At 70.5% G+C, this 13,909-nt stretch carries 14 protein-coding genes; 10 read left to right on the top strand and 4 right to left on the bottom strand.

Annotation, left to right across the window (positions count from 1 at the left end; genetic code table 11):
• Positions 1-169: 169 nt before the first annotated feature.
• The gene (cysK, locus tag IAI59_RS14090; protein WP_237180482.1) at positions 170-1,138 is read right to left on the bottom strand and encodes a cysteine synthase A; all 969 of its coding nucleotides are present in this window, start codon (positions 1,136-1,138) and stop codon (positions 170-172) included.
• A gap of 66 nt (positions 1,139-1,204) precedes the next feature.
• On the opposite strand from cysK, the gene IAI59_RS14085 reads away from it, so the two are divergent.
• The 6 genes from IAI59_RS14085 to IAI59_RS14060 all read left to right on the top strand — a co-directional run bounded on the left by IAI59_RS14085 (position 1,205) and on the right by IAI59_RS14060 (position 6,530).
• On the top strand, positions 1,205-1,723 hold the full coding sequence (locus tag IAI59_RS14085) for an RrF2 family transcriptional regulator (RefSeq protein WP_207415694.1): 519 nt from the start codon (positions 1,205-1,207) through the stop codon (positions 1,721-1,723).
• A 196-nt stretch (positions 1,724-1,919) separates the two neighbouring features.
• Complete coding sequence (locus IAI59_RS14080; protein ID WP_456315977.1) at positions 1,920-2,636, top strand: ABC transporter ATP-binding protein; 717 nt, start codon at positions 1,920-1,922, stop codon at positions 2,634-2,636.
• A complete protein-coding gene (locus tag IAI59_RS14075; RefSeq protein WP_207419606.1) occupies positions 2,629-3,333 on the top strand; it encodes an ABC transporter ATP-binding protein in 705 nt (234 codons plus the stop codon). The genes IAI59_RS14080 and IAI59_RS14075 overlap by 8 nt, the downstream gene beginning before the upstream one ends.
• Before the next feature lie 27 nt (positions 3,334-3,360).
• Positions 3,361-4,599 (top strand): ABC transporter substrate-binding protein, encoded by a 1,239-nt coding sequence (locus tag IAI59_RS14070; RefSeq protein WP_207419607.1) that lies wholly within the window; start codon positions 3,361-3,363, stop codon positions 4,597-4,599.
• Positions 4,600-4,639: 40 nt separating this feature from the next.
• Positions 4,640-5,527, top strand: a complete 888-nt coding sequence (locus IAI59_RS14065) for a branched-chain amino acid ABC transporter permease (protein WP_207419608.1) — start codon at positions 4,640-4,642, stop codon at positions 5,525-5,527.
• A gap of 4 nt (positions 5,528-5,531) precedes the next feature.
• Positions 5,532-6,530 (top strand): branched-chain amino acid ABC transporter permease, encoded by a 999-nt coding sequence (locus IAI59_RS14060; protein WP_207419609.1) that lies wholly within the window; start codon positions 5,532-5,534, stop codon positions 6,528-6,530.
• Here IAI59_RS14060 and IAI59_RS14055 read toward each other — a convergent pair.
• Complete coding sequence (locus IAI59_RS14055) at positions 6,527-7,342, bottom strand: phytanoyl-CoA dioxygenase family protein (protein ID WP_207419610.1); 816 nt, start codon at positions 7,340-7,342, stop codon at positions 6,527-6,529. The genes IAI59_RS14060 and IAI59_RS14055 overlap by 4 nt on opposite strands.
• Before the next feature lie 17 nt (positions 7,343-7,359).
• Positions 7,360-8,592: a glycosyltransferase gene (locus IAI59_RS14050; protein WP_207419611.1), complete on the bottom strand. Its 1,233-nt coding sequence runs from the start codon at positions 8,590-8,592 to the stop codon at positions 7,360-7,362.
• A 176-nt stretch (positions 8,593-8,768) separates the two neighbouring features.
• On the opposite strand from IAI59_RS14050, the gene IAI59_RS14045 reads away from it, so the two are divergent.
• From IAI59_RS14045 to IAI59_RS14035, 3 genes are all read left to right on the top strand, one after another.
• Entirely contained in the window at positions 8,769-9,134 is a 366-nt protein-coding gene (locus IAI59_RS14045) for a RidA family protein (RefSeq protein ID WP_207419612.1), read from the top strand.
• A gap of 189 nt (positions 9,135-9,323) precedes the next feature.
• Positions 9,324-10,301: an NAD-dependent epimerase/dehydratase family protein gene (locus tag IAI59_RS14040; protein ID WP_207419613.1), complete on the top strand. Its 978-nt coding sequence runs from the start codon at positions 9,324-9,326 to the stop codon at positions 10,299-10,301.
• A gap of 29 nt (positions 10,302-10,330) precedes the next feature.
• The gene (locus IAI59_RS14035; RefSeq protein ID WP_237181019.1) at positions 10,331-11,470 is read left to right on the top strand and encodes a DegT/DnrJ/EryC1/StrS family aminotransferase; all 1,140 of its coding nucleotides are present in this window, start codon (positions 10,331-10,333) and stop codon (positions 11,468-11,470) included.
• 28 nt (positions 11,471-11,498) lie between these two features.
• Here IAI59_RS14035 and IAI59_RS14030 read toward each other — a convergent pair whose 3' ends face one another.
• Positions 11,499-12,089, bottom strand: a complete 591-nt coding sequence (locus IAI59_RS14030) for a nucleotidyltransferase family protein (protein WP_207419614.1) — start codon at positions 12,087-12,089, stop codon at positions 11,499-11,501.
• A gap of 93 nt (positions 12,090-12,182) precedes the next feature.
• Between IAI59_RS14030 and IAI59_RS14025 the strand changes: the two genes are divergently transcribed.
• Positions 12,183-13,829, top strand: coding sequence for an NAD(P)/FAD-dependent oxidoreductase (locus IAI59_RS14025; RefSeq protein WP_207419615.1), 1,647 nt, complete (start codon positions 12,183-12,185; stop codon positions 13,827-13,829).
• Positions 13,830-13,909: the final 80 nt, after the last annotated feature.

Below are 13,909 nucleotides of genomic sequence, written 5' to 3'. Positions count from 1 at the left end.
GAGGGGAGGGTCCGGAAACCAACATGCCGCCTCGCGGCGGCATGGTTTCGAGAAAGGTCGATCCTGCCGCGCGCTATGGGAGCGGGCGGTAATACCGGCGCGATGCGGGCAGGAGCATGTTCATGCCGCCACCAAGCCTGCCCCGCGCGCCGCCGTCAAGTCCTGTTTCTCACAATCCGTGGAAGAGATCGGTGGAGAGGTAGCGTTCGGCGAAGGAGGCGGCGATGCCGACGATGAGGTGGTTGTGGTGCTGGGGATGGGCGGCGAGGTCGAGCATGGCGTGGAGCACGGCGCCGGAGGAGATGCCGATGGGGATGCCTTCGCTGCGGGCGCACAGGCGGGCGGCGGCAAAGGCGTCGCGCTCGGTGACGCGCTTGAGGGTGTCCACCTGCTCGAGGTCGAGCACGGCGGGCTTGAAGCCGGCGCCGATGCCCTGGATCTCGTGCGGGCCGGGGTCGTCGCCGGACAGCACGGCGGATTCGGCCGGCTCCACGCCGACCAGCAGCAGGCCGGGCTTGCGGGGCTTGAGGGCGCGGCCGATGCCGGTCAGCGTGCCGCCGGTGCCGAGGCCGGCGACCACGACGTCCACGGTGCCGGCGGTGTCGTCCCAGATTTCCGCGGCGGTGGTGTGCTGGTGGATGGCGGGGTTGGCGGGGTTGTCGAACTGGCGGGGCATCCAGGCGCCGGGGGTTTGCTGGGCGATGGCCTCGGCGCGGCTGATGGCGCCGGCCATGCCCTGGCTGGCCGGGGTCAGCACCACCTCGGCGCCGAGCAGGCGGAGCATCTTGCGGCGCTCGGCGGAGGCGCCGTCGGGCATGGTGACGACCAGGCGGTAGCCTTTGGCGGCGGCGGCGAAGGCGAGGGCGATGCCGGTGTTGCCGGAGGTGGGCTCGACGATGGTCTGCGGCGGGCTGGCATCGGGGCGGAGGGCGCCGCTGGCCTCGGCGTCGTCGATCATGGCGCGGCCGATGCGGTCTTTCAGCGAGGCCAGCGGGTTGAAGAACTCGAGCTTGAGGGCGAGGCGGGCGGTCAGGCCCCGCTCGGCCTCGAGGCGGGGCAGGCGGACCAGGGGGGTGTGGCCGACGGTGTCGAGGATGCTGTTGTAGAGGCGGGGTGCGGCGGGCCGCGGCGGGGGCATGTGACCGTGGGGCATGGGGCGCTATACCACGTGATGCAGGCGTGGATCGCGGGAAAGGGCGGAAAAATGTTGTTGCGGCGGGACCGGGCGATGGTGGCGGTGTCGATTGTGCTGGACGTGGCGTTTCACGCGGGGCGCGGGGGCACGGTGCCGGCGGGCGACATTGCGGAGCGGCTGGGGGAAGCGCGGCGGGGGATCGAGCCGGTGCTGCAGGCGCTGAGCCGGGCGGGGCTGCTGGGCAGCACGCGGGGCCCGAAGGGGGGCTACCGGCTGGGGCGCGCGGCGCGGGACATGCGGCTGTCGGAGGTGGTGGGGGCGGTGAGCGGGGCCAGCGAGGAGGACGGCGACGCGGCGGGGCCCGGCGCGGGCCGCGCGGCGGGCGAAGCACCGGCAGGCGAAGCACCGGCAGGCGGAGCACCGGCGGGCGGGGCGCTGAATGCCGCGGTGGTGGCGCCGCTGTGGGACGCGCTGGAAGCGCTGCTGCTGGACCGGCTGGGCGAGACCACGGTCGCGCAGCTGCTGCAGCAGGCCGCCGCCAAGGGCCTCCGCCGCCCCACCCCAGAAGCCCTCAACTTCGCTATCTGAAGCGACCTTCCCGCTTGCTGCAAAGCACCCTTGCATCGCGGTCATGGCCCCGGCATCCTGCTGTGCAACGGGCCGTGCAACAGGCCCCGAAGGGACGTTCGGAAAAGCGGGGTGGCACAGGGTGCGGGACAGCCTCGATTCAGGCAGCATTCTTCAAACAGATGGCCTGACCAAGGAATTTCTGGGCTTCAAGGCCGTGAGCGATGTCGGCTTGCGGGTGCGGCGGGGCAGCATCCACGGCCTGATCGGGCCGAACGGCGCGGGCAAGACCACCTGCTTCAACCTGCTGACCAAGTTCCTGCAACCGACGCAGGGGCGCATCCTGTTTGACGGGCGCGACATCACCCGCATGAAGCCGGCGGAGGTGGCGCGGCTGGGGCTGGTGCGGTCGTTCCAGATCTCCGCCGTGTTTCCGCATCTCAGCGTGCTGGAAAACGTGCGCGTGGCGTTGCAGCGCGCCCGCGGCGGCTCCTTCGATTTCTGGCGGTCCGACAGCGTGCTGCGGAAGTATGACGACCGCGCCATGGAATTGCTGGAGGACGTGGGCCTGCTGGGCTTCACGCACCGCCCGGCCGGCGAGCTGCCCTATGGCCGCAAGCGCGCGCTGGAGATCGCCACCACCCTGGCGCTGGACCCGGTGATGATGCTGCTGGACGAGCCCACCGCCGGCATGACCGCCGAGGACGTGGACCGCGTGGTGGCGCTGGTGAAGCGCGTGGCGCAGGGTCGTACCGTGCTGATGGTGGAACACAACCTGAAGGTGGTGGAAGGGCTGTGCGACACCATCACGGTGCTGACGCGCGGCCGGGTGCTGGCGGAAGGCGACTATGCCACCGTGTCCCGCCACCCGGAGGTGATCGCCGCCTATCTGGGCACCGACCCGGCGATGAGCGGGGCCGCGGCGCATGGCTGAGCCCTTGCTGAAGCTCGCCGGGCTGAATGCCTGGTACGGCGAAAGCCACGTGCTGCACGGCGTGGACCTGGAGGTGCGGGAAGGCGAGGTGGTGACGCTGCTGGGCCGCAACGGTGCCGGCAAGACCAGCACGCTGCGCGCCATCATGGGACTGATCGGCCGCCGCCAGGGCAGCGTGCGCTTCGAGGGGCGGGAGCTGATCGGGGCGCGGTCGGACATCATCGCGCGCGCCGGCATCGCGCTGTGCCCCGAGGAGCGGGGCATCTTTGCCAGCCTCGATGTCACGGAAAACCTACTGCTGCCCCCGGTGGTGCGGCCGGGCGGTATGACGGTGGAGGAGATCCACACGCTGTTCCCGAACCTGAAGGAACGCGCGCGCAGCCCGGGCACCAAGCTGTCGGGCGGCGAGCAGCAGATGCTGGCCATCGCCCGCATTCTGCGCACCGGCGCGCGCCTGCTGATGCTGGACGAGCCGACGGAAGGGCTGGCCCCCGTGATCGTGCAGCAGATCGGCCACACCATCCGGCAGATCAAGCAGCGCGGCTTCACCGTGCTGCTGGTGGAACAGAACTTCCGCTTCGCCCAGACGGTGGCGGACCGGCACTACGTGGTCGACCACGGCCAGGTGGTGGACGAGATCGCCAACCACGACATGGCCGGCTCCACGGAGCGGCTGCACCAGTACCTCGGCGTTTGACGCCGGCCCCCCAGGAGGAAACACAAGATGGCCCATGATCGCCGCACGCTGCTGAAATCCGCCGCCGTTGCCTCCCTGGTGCCGGCGGTCGGCCTGTCCGTGCCCGCCCGCGCGCAGCAGCCCACGCTGAAGGTCGGCGTGCTGAACGACCAGTCCGGCGTGTACCGCGAGAATTCCGGCCCGACCTCCACGGCCTGCGTGCGGCAGGCGGTGGTCGATTCCGGCATCGCCGCCAAGGGCGTGACGGTGGAGGTCGTGCAGGCCGACCACCAGAACAAGCCCGATGTCGGCTCCACCATCGCGCGCCAGTGGATCGACCGCGACGGGGTGGACGTGATCGTGGACGTGCCGAATTCCGCCGTGGCGCTCGCCATCAACGGCATCGTGCGCGAGAAAAACAAGGTGTTCCTGAACTCCGGCGCCGGCACCACGGACCTGACCGGCGCGCAGTGCAGCCCCAACACGGTGCACTGGACCTATGACACCTACATGCTGGCCAAGGGCACGGGCGGTGCCATGGTCAAGGCCGGCGGCGACAGCTGGTTCTTTATCACCGCCGACTACGCCTTCGGCCACGACCTGGAGCGCAACGCCAGCCGCTTCGTGACGGAAGCCGGCGGCAAGGTGCTGGGCGCCGTGCGGCACCCGCTCGCCTCGACCGATTTCTCCTCCTACCTGCTGCAGGCCCAGCGCAGCCGCGCCAAGGTGATCGGGCTGGCCAATGCGGGCACGGACACCATCAACAGCGTCAAGCAGGCGGCGGAATTCGGCGTCACCCAGCGCGGCACCAAGATCGCGGTGCTGCTGATGTTCATCAGCGACGTGCACGGCCTCGGGCTGAAGGCCGCGCAGGGCCTGGTCTGCACCGCCACCTTCTACTGGGACATGAACGACCGCACCCGCGCCTTCACCAAGCGCGTGCTGCCGAACATCACCAACAACTATCCCTCCATGTCGCATGCGGGCTGCTATGCCTCCGTGCTGCACTACCTGAAGGCCGCGGCCGACATGGGCCCGGCGGCCGCCAAGGCCAGCGGCGCGGACGCCGTGGCGCGCATGAAGGCGATGCCGACGGATGACGACTGCTTCGGCGCCGGCACCATCCGTGCCGATGGCCGCAAGCTGCACCCCGCCTATCTGTTCGAGGTCAAGACGCCCGAGGAATCCAAGGCACCGTGGGACTACTACAAGCTGGTGCAGACCACGCCCGCCGACCAGGCCTTCCGCCCGCTGTCCGAAGGCGGCTGCAGCCTGATCCGCACCTGACGCCGGCCATGCCCTCTGTCATGCACGGAACCAGAAGCCGGTGATCGAAGACATCCTGTTCCAGCTGGAGCTAGGGCTGCCGCAGGTGGTGCTGGGGCTGGTGAACGGCGCCTTCTACGCGCTGCTGTCGCTCGGCCTCGCCGTCATCTTCGGCATGCTGAACGTCATCAACTTCGCCCACGGCGCCCAGTTCATGATGGGCGCCTTCGTGGCCTGGATGCTGCTGGCCTGGGGCGGGCTCGGCTACTGGTGGGCGCTGGTACTGTCGCCGCTGATCGTCGGCGCCTTCGGCGTGCTGCTGGAAAAGGTGCTGATCTCCAGGCTCTACAAGCTGGATCACCTCTACGGGCTGCTGCTCACCTTCGGCTTGGCGCTGATCATCGAAGGGGTGTTCCGCAACGGCTTCGGCTCCTCCGGCCTGCCCTACGCGCCGCCGGAGATCCTGTCCGGGCCGCCGGTGGACCTCGGCTTCATGTTCCTGCCGAAGTACCGCATGTGGGTGGTGGTCGCGGCGATCGTCATGAGCCTCGCCACATGGCTCGTGATCGAAAAGACGCGGCTCGGCGCCTATCTCCGCGCGGCGACGGAAAACGCGGCGCTGGTGCAGGCCTTCGGCGTCAACGTGCCGCGCATGGTGACGCTGACCTACGCCGCCGGCGTGGCGCTGGCGGCCTTCGCCGGCGTGCTGGCGGCGCCGATCTACTCGGTCAACCCGCAGATGGGGTCCAACCTGATCATCACCGTCTTCGCGGTGGTGGTGATCGGCGGCATGGGGTCCATCCTCGGCTCCGTGGTCACCGGCTTCGGCCTGGGGCTGATCGAGGGGCTGACGAAAGTGTTCTACCCGGAAGCTTCCTCCACCGTCATCTTCGTCATCATGGCGATCGTGCTGCTGGCGCGCCCCGCCGGCCTGTTCGGGAGGGCCTGAGCCCATGGCCGCCGACAGCCTGACCACGACGCCCGAAACCTCCCGCGCGCGCGGACTGCCCGGGTTGCAGGCGCTGGGCTTCAACCGGGCGCAGTCCGTCGCCTTTCTGGTGTTGCTCGCCGTTCTGGTCGCGGGTCCGTTCTTTCTCTACCCCGTGTTCCTGATGAAGCTGCTGTGCTTCGCGCTGTTCGCCTGCGCCTTCAACCTCTTGATCGGCTATGTCGGGCTCTTGTCCTTCGGCCATGCCATGTTCTTCGGCACCGGCGGCTACATCGCCGCGCACGCGGCCAAGGTCTGGGGCTTCTCGCCGGAGCTCGCCATCCTGGCGGGTGGCGCGGTGGGGGCGGGGCTCGGTGCCGTGTCGGGGTGGATCGCCATCCGCCGGCAGGGCATCTACTTCGCCATGATCACGCTGGCGCTGGCGCAGATGATCTACTTTCTGTGCCTGCAGCTACGCTTCACGGGCGGCGAGGATGGCATCCAGGGCGTGCCGCGCGGGCGGCTGCTCGGGCTCTTCGACCTGTCGGCCGACATGTCCATGTACTGGGTGGTGGCGGCGGTGTTTCTGGTGGGATTCCTGCTGATCAGCCGCATCATCCACTCGCCCTTCGGCCAGGTGCTGACGGCGATCCGCGAGAACGAGCCGCGCGCCATCTCGCTCGGCTACCGGGCGGATGACTACAAGCTGCTGGCCTTCGTATTGTCGGCCACGCTGGCCGGCGTCGCGGGCGGCACCAAGGCGCTGGTCTTCGGCATCGCCACGCTGACGGACGTCTATTGGGCGATGTCGGGCGAGGTGGTGCTGATGACGCTGCTGGGCGGCCTCGGCACCGTGTTCGGCCCCGTGGTGGGCGCCGCGGTGATCGTGACCATGCAAAACTACCTGGCCGAGCTTGGCGCCTGGGTCACGGTGATCCAGGGCGTCATCTTCGTGCTTTGCGTGGTGGCCTTTCGCGCCGGCATCGTGGGCGAGGTGGCGCGCTGGCTGCGGGTGCGGCTCTAGCCGCCCGCCGCCATCGCGCCGAAGCGCACGCCCGCCCGTTCCAGCCCGCCCGACAGCACCGGCGTCAGCGGCGGCGCGATGCCGTTGCGGCCGCGGGCCTGGCGGTTCCACTCGAAGTGGCAGAACTCCTCCGTATCCGCCGCCGCGGCGCCATAGGTGAAGAACAGGGACAGTTTGTCCGGCTTGCGCATCAGCCGGTGCCACCCGTGCTTCAGCACCGTGGCGGTGGACCGCAGCCGGCGGATGCGGGCGGCGCGCAGCAGCGCGGTTTCCACGGGGTCGGGGAATTGCCCGGCATGCGACAGGCGGATGTCGAAAAATACCACGTCGCCCGCCGCCGTCTTCAGCGTCTCGGCCGGGCCGGTCATGGGCGAGCGGCTGGTTTGCGATCCGGGGCGCACGGTCAGCCCGCCCTTGTGGCTCTGGTCCTGCAGGTAGATCCCGGCGCGGAAGACGTTGCAGCCCGGCCGGGCGAAATAGTCGCCCGAAAAGCAGCCGCCCTGGTTTTCGCTGGTGTCCTTGTGCCACCAGCTCAGCATGTTCATGTGCGCGTCGGAATTGGCGGTGAACACCAGGGCGTCGCTGCCGGACACGGCGCGAAAGCCCTGCAGGATCGCCGGGTGATGGTAGATCCAGCCGATCGCCGGAATTTTCAGCGCCGCTTCCGGCTGGTGCTTGCCCAGCCCCTCGGCATGCCAGGACCGGGCGAAGTGCGCGCGCAACTCGCCGCGCAGCCTGGCGATCTCGTCGGGGCGCAGCAGGCCGCGCAGGATCACGTAGCCATCCCGCCGCATGTCGGTTTGAAGGGTCATGGTACGGTCCTGCTGTGTCAGATCGGCTTGGCGGCCGGGGTGCCGCGCGGGGTGTGGCTGGCGGTGTTGCGCCGCGCGACGGCTTGGCGCAGCACGCCCAGGTGCTGCCGCGCGGTGTCGTCCCAGGTGAAGCGGGCGGCGTGCTGGCGGGTGGCGGCGCGGTCCGGCGGGCAGGCGGCAAGCTGCCGCACGCCGTCCACGATGGCGCCGGCGCTGCGGTCGCGCAGCAGCAGCCCGGCATCCGGCGTGGTGATGACCTCGGGTGAGCCCCAGACCGGCGTCGCGGCCACGGCCGTGCCGCAGGCCATGGCCTCCATCAGCACGTTGGCGATGCCCTCGCGGTCCGAGCAGTTCAGCACCACGTCGGCGGCGCCGAAGATCTCGGCCAGCCGCATCTGCGGCACCTGCCCCGCGAAGCGCACGCGGTGCTGCACGCCGGGTTGCTGCGCCAGAAGGCGCAGCGCCGCCTCCTCCGGCCCCTGGCCGACGATCACCAGCGTGTGGTCCGGCAGGTCCTGCATGGCACGGATGGCGAAGTCATGCCCCTTGCGCGGGATCAGGTGGCCGGCGGACACCAAGGTCGGCCCGTCGAAGCCAAGGGCGCGGCGCAGCGCCGCGCGATCCTGCGGCGGCTGGAACAGCGTCAGGTCCACGCCGTGCAGCACCACGCGCATGCCTTCCGCGGCGGCGCCGAGACGCAGCAGCTCCTCGCGCAGCGCGGCGCAGACGGCGGTGCTGCCTTCGGCGCCGCGCATCGCCCAGCGGATGGCGGCACGGGGCAGGCGGTGGGCGGGGATCTGGCTGACATCGCTGCCAAAGGCCGTCAGCACCACCGGCTTGCCCAGCAGCCGGCCGAGCAGCGCGGCGGCGACGCCATCGGGATACAGGTAGTAGGCATCGATGACGTCGAAGTCCTCGCCCGCCGCCTGCAGCCGTCGCAGGTGCGGCAGCACGGCCAGGGCCATGGCCGCCGGCGCCACCGTCATGCCGAGCTTGGGCACCACCGGGTAGCGCGGATGCGTGACATCCAGCCCGTTGCGCCGGCCGCCGCGCGGAACCTGCGCGAAGCGGGCATAGCGCCCGAAGCGCCCGTGCCGCAGCGGGAAATACGGTACCGGCGCGACAACCTGCAACTGCACGCCGGGCTGCGCCGCCAGTGCCGACAGGCGGTGCTCCAGGAACACGCCGTGCCCTGGCTGCGCCTCGTTGGGGAACAGCGTGGAAAAAGCCAGAACCCGCAGCGGCTGCATGTTTGTTTCAGGCCTCGAACGATATCGGTGGTTCTAATCTGCGACGCGCAGCGGATTAAACACAAAAATACGTGATTGTTTTATTATTGAGACGAACGGCATGGTGGGTAAGACGGCGTTGCGCCCGGCTCCCCGGCGCCCGACAACGGGACCCCACGCATCAACAAGGATCTGCCATGAACATTACCCGCCTTGCCGAGGAGGAGCGCCTGTCCGGCGCCACGGTCGCCAACGGCTTCATCTTTCTGGCCGGGCAGGTGGCGGACGACGCCACGCTGGACGCCGAAGGCCAGACCGCCGACATCCTGCAGCAGATCGACGCCCTGCTGGCGGCGGCCGGCACCGACAAGCGCAGCCTGCTGCAGGTGCAGATCGTGTTGGCCGACATCACCGATGCCGCCGCCATGAACCGTGCCTGGGACCGTTGGCTGGATGCTTCCGCCAAGCCGGCCCGCATGACCATCCAGGCCCTGCTGGTGGACCCGCGCTGGCGCGTGGAAATCACTGGCATCGCCTTGGCGCCAGGGTTGCAGCCTTCCTAAAATAAATTCCGCGTGTGGCCTTCTCCGCCGGCCGCGCGCGGGGCATGCTGCCGCCGCCGCGGACGCAACAAGCGAGGGTCCCGGTTCCGCCGCAATTCCCCTGCCTGATGGGCCTTCGTCCAGCTGTCGAGAGACCTGATCCATGCAGTCCAACTCCGCGAGCGGCGGTTGCCCGTGCCGGGACCGGGCATGAACGCCGCTCATTGGCGCGGCAAGCGCGTGCTGGTCACCGGTGGCGCGGGCTTTCTCGGTAGCGGGCTGTGCCACGCGCTAGGGGCCATGGGCGCCGAGGTGCTGGCGCTGGATGCCATGCTGGACGGCAGCGGCGCGCATCCCGGCAACCTGGACGGCAGCGGCGCCACCCTGGTGACAGCCGACCTGCGCGACGCCGACCTGGCGCCGCACACCCGCGACATGGACGCGGTGTTCAACATGGCGGGCCAGACCAGCCATGCCGGGTCCATGGCCGACCCCTTTGCCGACCTCGACATCAATGCCACCGCACAGCTCAGGCTGATCGCGGCGCTGCGGGATGGGTCGCCGGACGCGGTGCTGGTGCATGCCTCCACCCGTCAGTTCTACGGCACGCCGCGCTACCTGCCGGTGGACGAGGCGCATCCGCTGGCGCCGCCCGACCCCAATGGCGTGTCCAAGCTGGCGGGCGAGCAGTACTGGATGCTGGAGCACCGCACCCGCAACCGCCGCGTCACCTCCCTGCGGCTGACCAACTGCTTCGGCCCGCGCCTCCGGGTACGCGACGCACGGCAGACCTTTCTGGGCATCTGGCTGCGCCGCCTGCTGGAAGGACAGCCCTTCGAGGTCTGGGGCGGCGCGCAGCTGCGCGACCTCGCCTATCTGGACGACGTGGTGGAAGCCTTTCTGTTGGCGGCCGAAACGCCGTCCTGCGCCGGCAGCGTCTTCAACCTGGGTGGCGCGCCGCCGGTCAGCCTGCTGGCCCTGGCCGAGGCCGCCGTGGCCGCCAATGGCGGCGGCCGCTTTCTGTTCAAGGAATTCCCGGCCGAGCGCGCGGCGATCGACATCGGCTCCTACCACGCCGACGACACGGCCTTTCGCGCCGCCACCGGCTGGGCGCCGAAGGTGTCGCTGGAAGACGGGCTGCGCCGCAGCCTGGACTGGTTCCGCCCGCGCCTGGAAGCCTATCTGTGAGCAGCCTGTCCCCTGAGGAGAAGGGCACGATGACCTTGCCCCCGATCACCACCATGATCCCGCTGGCCGACCCCGGCGCCGCCTATCGCGCGCACCGCGATGCGCTGGACGAGGCGCTGGGCCGCGCCCTCGACTCCGGCTGGTACATCCTGGGCAAGGAAGGCGAGGCTTTCGAGCGCGAGTTCGCCGACTGGCTCGGCCTGCCGCGCGCGGTGGGCTGCGCCAATGGCACGGACGCTCTGGTGCTGATCCTGCGCGGCCTGGGCATCGGGCCCGGCATGGCGGTGGCCACCGTGTCGCACACCGCCGTCGCCACCGTCGCCGCCATCGAGATGGTGGGTGCGACGCCCGTGCTGATCGACATCGACCCCGACACCTACACCATGGATGCCGACGAGCTGCTCGCCGTGCTGCAGGACCCGCCGCCGGGCCTGCCGCCGCTGCGCGCGGTGATCGCGGTGCATCTCTATGGCCAGCCCTGCGACCTCGACCCCATGCTGGCGGCCTGCGCCGAGGCCGGCATCCCGCTGATCGAGGACTGCGCCCAAGCGCATGGCGCCACGCTCGGCGGCCGCAAGCTGGGCACGCTGGGGGTGGCGGCCGCCTTCAGCCTGTATCCCACCAAGAACCTTGGCGCGCTGGGCGATGCCGGCGTGCTGGCCACGGCGGACGAGGCGCTGGCCAGCCGCATCGCCGCCATCCGCCAGTATGGCTGGACGTCGCGCTACATCTCGGACATGGCGGGCGTGAACAGCCGGTTGGACGAGCTGCAGGCCGCCGTGCTGCGCGTGCGCCTGCCCTTGCTGGAAGCCGGCAACGCCCGCCGCCAGCATATCGCGAACTGCTACGACGCCGCGCTGGCCGATACCGCCATCGTGTCCCCGGTGCGGCGTGCCGGCGCCACCCACGTATTCCACCAGTATGTGGTGCGGCACCCCGAGCGCGACAGCCTGATGGCGTTGCTGAAGGAGCAGGGCATTGGCAGCGGCATCCATTACCCGGTGCCGGTGCACCTGCAGCCGGCTTATCTGGACCGCGTCGCCCTCGGCCCCGCCGGCTGCGTGGAAACGGAAGCGGCATCGCGCGAGATCCTGAGCCTGCCGATGTTCCCGGAACTGACCGACGAGCAGGTGGACCGCGTTTGCGGCGTGCTGCGCGCCCTGGCCTGAGCGTCGATCCGCGGCGGACCGGGCGGGGCTACGCCGAAGGATCGGTGGGGCCGCGGCCCGCCGGGTCCTCCACCGACAGCCAGGGCCAGCGGCGGCGATAGCTGGCCGCCTTGGCGGGAAACTGCGCGGGCTGGCGGTGGCGCGGGTTGATGCGCAGCCGCCCGTGCCACAGGTCGTCCAGGCTGTCCGGCGCATAAGGCGTGCCGTCCGCCGCCAGCCCGATGCAGGTGCACGCCACCAGAAAGCGGTCGATCCCGTCGCGGGCGGAGCGCAACCGGGGGTAGGGGGCGCCGAAGCGCGCGGGGTACCACAGGTGCACGCGCGCCTGGTTGCGCACCTCCACCGCCACGCCGAGGTCGCCGAACAGGGCGGCGGCACGGCGGATCACCCGGTCCTCCGCATCCCACGACAGGTCCGCGTCGTCGAAGTAGAAGATGTCGTAGTCGTGGATGCCCTCGCCGGGCGGGCGGCCGCCCCGGTGGTTCCACACCGCCTGGAAGATGCTGCCCGCGACCAGGTGCGCCTCCGGGGCCGCCAGTGCCGGCAGCCGCGCCAGGATGGCGGCATTGGCCGGGTCGCGCAGGGCCAGCGTCCGGAGCAGGGCAGGGGTCAGCGTCATGGCCGTGGCGATTCCTGGCGAAGCGGAGGGCGGAGGTTTATACCGCGCCATTCCCCTGGCGGATCGCCCCCGCCCATCCCGGAAGCCCATGCCATGCTGCGCCTGACCGAAGTGAAACTGCCGCTCGACCACCCGCCCGAAGCGCTGCGCGAAGCCGCGCTTGAACGCCTTGGGCTGCCGCCCGGCGATTTGCTGGACCTGCAGGTGTTCCGCCGCGGCTACGACGCGCGACGCCGCAGCGCCATCCACCTGGTCTACACCCTGGACGTGGCGGTGCGGGACGAGCCCGCCGCGTTGGCCCGCCACGCCGCCCACCCGCATGTGAGCGCGGCACCCGACACGGCCTACCGCCTGGTGGCCCGGGCACCGGAAGGCGCCGCGCGGCGCCCGGTGGTGATCGGCGCCGGGCCCTGCGGGCTGCTGGCGGCGCTGGTGCTGGCGCAGATGGGCTTCCGCCCCATCATCCTGGAACGCGGCAAGGTGGTGCGCGAGCGCACCAAGGACACCTGGGGCCTGTGGCGCCGGGGTGAGCTGGACCCGGAATCCAACGTGCAGTTCGGCGAGGGCGGCGCGGGCACCTTCTCCGACGGCAAGCTTTGGTCGGGGATCGGCGACAACGCCAACCGCATCCGCAAGGTGCTGGAGGAGTTCGTGGCGGCGGGCGCGCCGGAGGAGATCCTCTACGTGTCCAAGCCGCATATCGGCACCTTCCGGCTGGTCACCATGGTGGAGCACATGCGCCGCACCATCGAGGCGCTGGGCGGCGAATACCGCTTCGGCACGCGGGTGACGGACCTGGAGATCGCCACCGCGCCAGACGGCACGCGCCGCATGCGCGGCCTGCACCTGGATGGCGGCGGCTTTCTGGAAGCCGACCACGTGGTGCTGGCGGTGGGCCATTCCTCGCGCGACACCTTCGCCACGCTGCTGGAGCGCGGCGTGCACCTGGACGCCAAGCCCTTCTCGGTCGGCTTCCGCATCGAGCACCCGCAGGGGATGATCGACCGCTGCCGCTTCGGCGACTTCGCGGGCAACAGCACGCTGGGGGCCGCCGACTACAAGCTGGCGCACCATTGCAAGGGCCCGGGGCTGGCCGGGCGCACGGTCTATAGCTTCTGCATGTGCCCTGGCGGCACCGTGGTGGCGGCGACCAGCGAGCCCGGCCGCGTGGTGACCAACGGCATGAGCCAGTATTCGCGCGCCGAGCGCAACGCCAACGCCGCCATCGTCGTCACCGTCACGCCGGCCGACTACCCGGGCGGCGTTCTGGCCGGCATCGACTTCCAGCGGCGGCTGGAGGAAGGCGCCTTTCACGCCGGCGGCGGCGGCTATCGCGCGCCCGCCCAGACGGTGGGGGACTTCCTGGCCGGCCGGCCCTCGGCCACGCTGGGCGAGGTGGTGCCGTCCTACAAGCCGGGCGTGACGCCGACGGACCTGGCGCCGCTCCTGCCGGACTACGCCGTGGCCGCGATCCGCGAGGCCCTGCCCGCCTTTGACCGGCAGCTACGCGGGTACGCGCGGCCGGACGCGGTGCTGACGGGGGTGGAAACCCGCACCTCCTCGCCCATCCGGGTGACGCGGGGGGGCGACGGGCACAGCCTGAACACGCGTGGGCTGTTCCCGGCGGGGGAAGGGGCGGGCTATGCGGGCGGCATCCTGTCCGCGGGCGTGGATGGCATCAAGACGGCCGAGGCGGTGGCGCGCAGCCTGCTGGACGGAGAAGCGGCGCGGGCGGCGTAACACGCATCGGTCTTGCCGGGTTTCCTGCCTCAATCTAAACAGATTGAGAGGATACCGTTCCTTACGTTCCGAACCGCCGG

The sequence above is a fragment of the Roseomonas haemaphysalidis genome (assembly GCF_017355405.1).
GTDB classification, from domain to species: Bacteria; Pseudomonadota; Alphaproteobacteria; order Acetobacterales; family Acetobacteraceae; genus Pseudoroseomonas; species Pseudoroseomonas haemaphysalidis.
Note: the sequence above shows the minus strand (reverse complement) of the source record. Positions and strands in the feature narration are given on the sequence as shown.

Bases quoted from the DNA above. Each gene is read 5' to 3' on its own strand.
- cysK (WP_237180482.1), bottom strand. From the start codon at position 1,138: ATGCCCCCGCCGCGGCCCGCCGCACCCCGCCTCTACAACAGCATCCTC.
- IAI59_RS14085 (WP_207415694.1), top strand. From the start codon at position 1,205: ATGTTGTTGCGGCGGGACCGGGCGATGGTGGCGGTGTCGATTGTGCTG.
- IAI59_RS14075 (WP_207419606.1), top strand. From the start codon at position 2,629: ATGGCTGAGCCCTTGCTGAAGCTCGCCGGGCTGAATGCCTGGTACGGC.
- IAI59_RS14070 (WP_207419607.1), top strand. From the start codon at position 3,361: ATGGCCCATGATCGCCGCACGCTGCTGAAATCCGCCGCCGTTGCCTCC.
- IAI59_RS14060 (WP_207419609.1), top strand. From the start codon at position 5,532: ATGGCCGCCGACAGCCTGACCACGACGCCCGAAACCTCCCGCGCGCGC.
- IAI59_RS14055 (WP_207419610.1), bottom strand. From the start codon at position 7,342: ATGACCCTTCAAACCGACATGCGGCGGGATGGCTACGTGATCCTGCGC.
- IAI59_RS14050 (WP_207419611.1), bottom strand. From the start codon at position 8,592: ATGCAGCCGCTGCGGGTTCTGGCTTTTTCCACGCTGTTCCCCAACGAG.
- IAI59_RS14045 (WP_207419612.1), top strand. From the start codon at position 8,769: ATGAACATTACCCGCCTTGCCGAGGAGGAGCGCCTGTCCGGCGCCACG.
- IAI59_RS14040 (WP_207419613.1), top strand. From the start codon at position 9,324: ATGAACGCCGCTCATTGGCGCGGCAAGCGCGTGCTGGTCACCGGTGGC.
- IAI59_RS14035 (WP_237181019.1), top strand. From the start codon at position 10,331: ATGACCTTGCCCCCGATCACCACCATGATCCCGCTGGCCGACCCCGGC.
- IAI59_RS14030 (WP_207419614.1), bottom strand. From the start codon at position 12,089: ATGACGCTGACCCCTGCCCTGCTCCGGACGCTGGCCCTGCGCGACCCG.
- IAI59_RS14025 (WP_207419615.1), top strand. From the start codon at position 12,183: ATGCTGCGCCTGACCGAAGTGAAACTGCCGCTCGACCACCCGCCCGAA.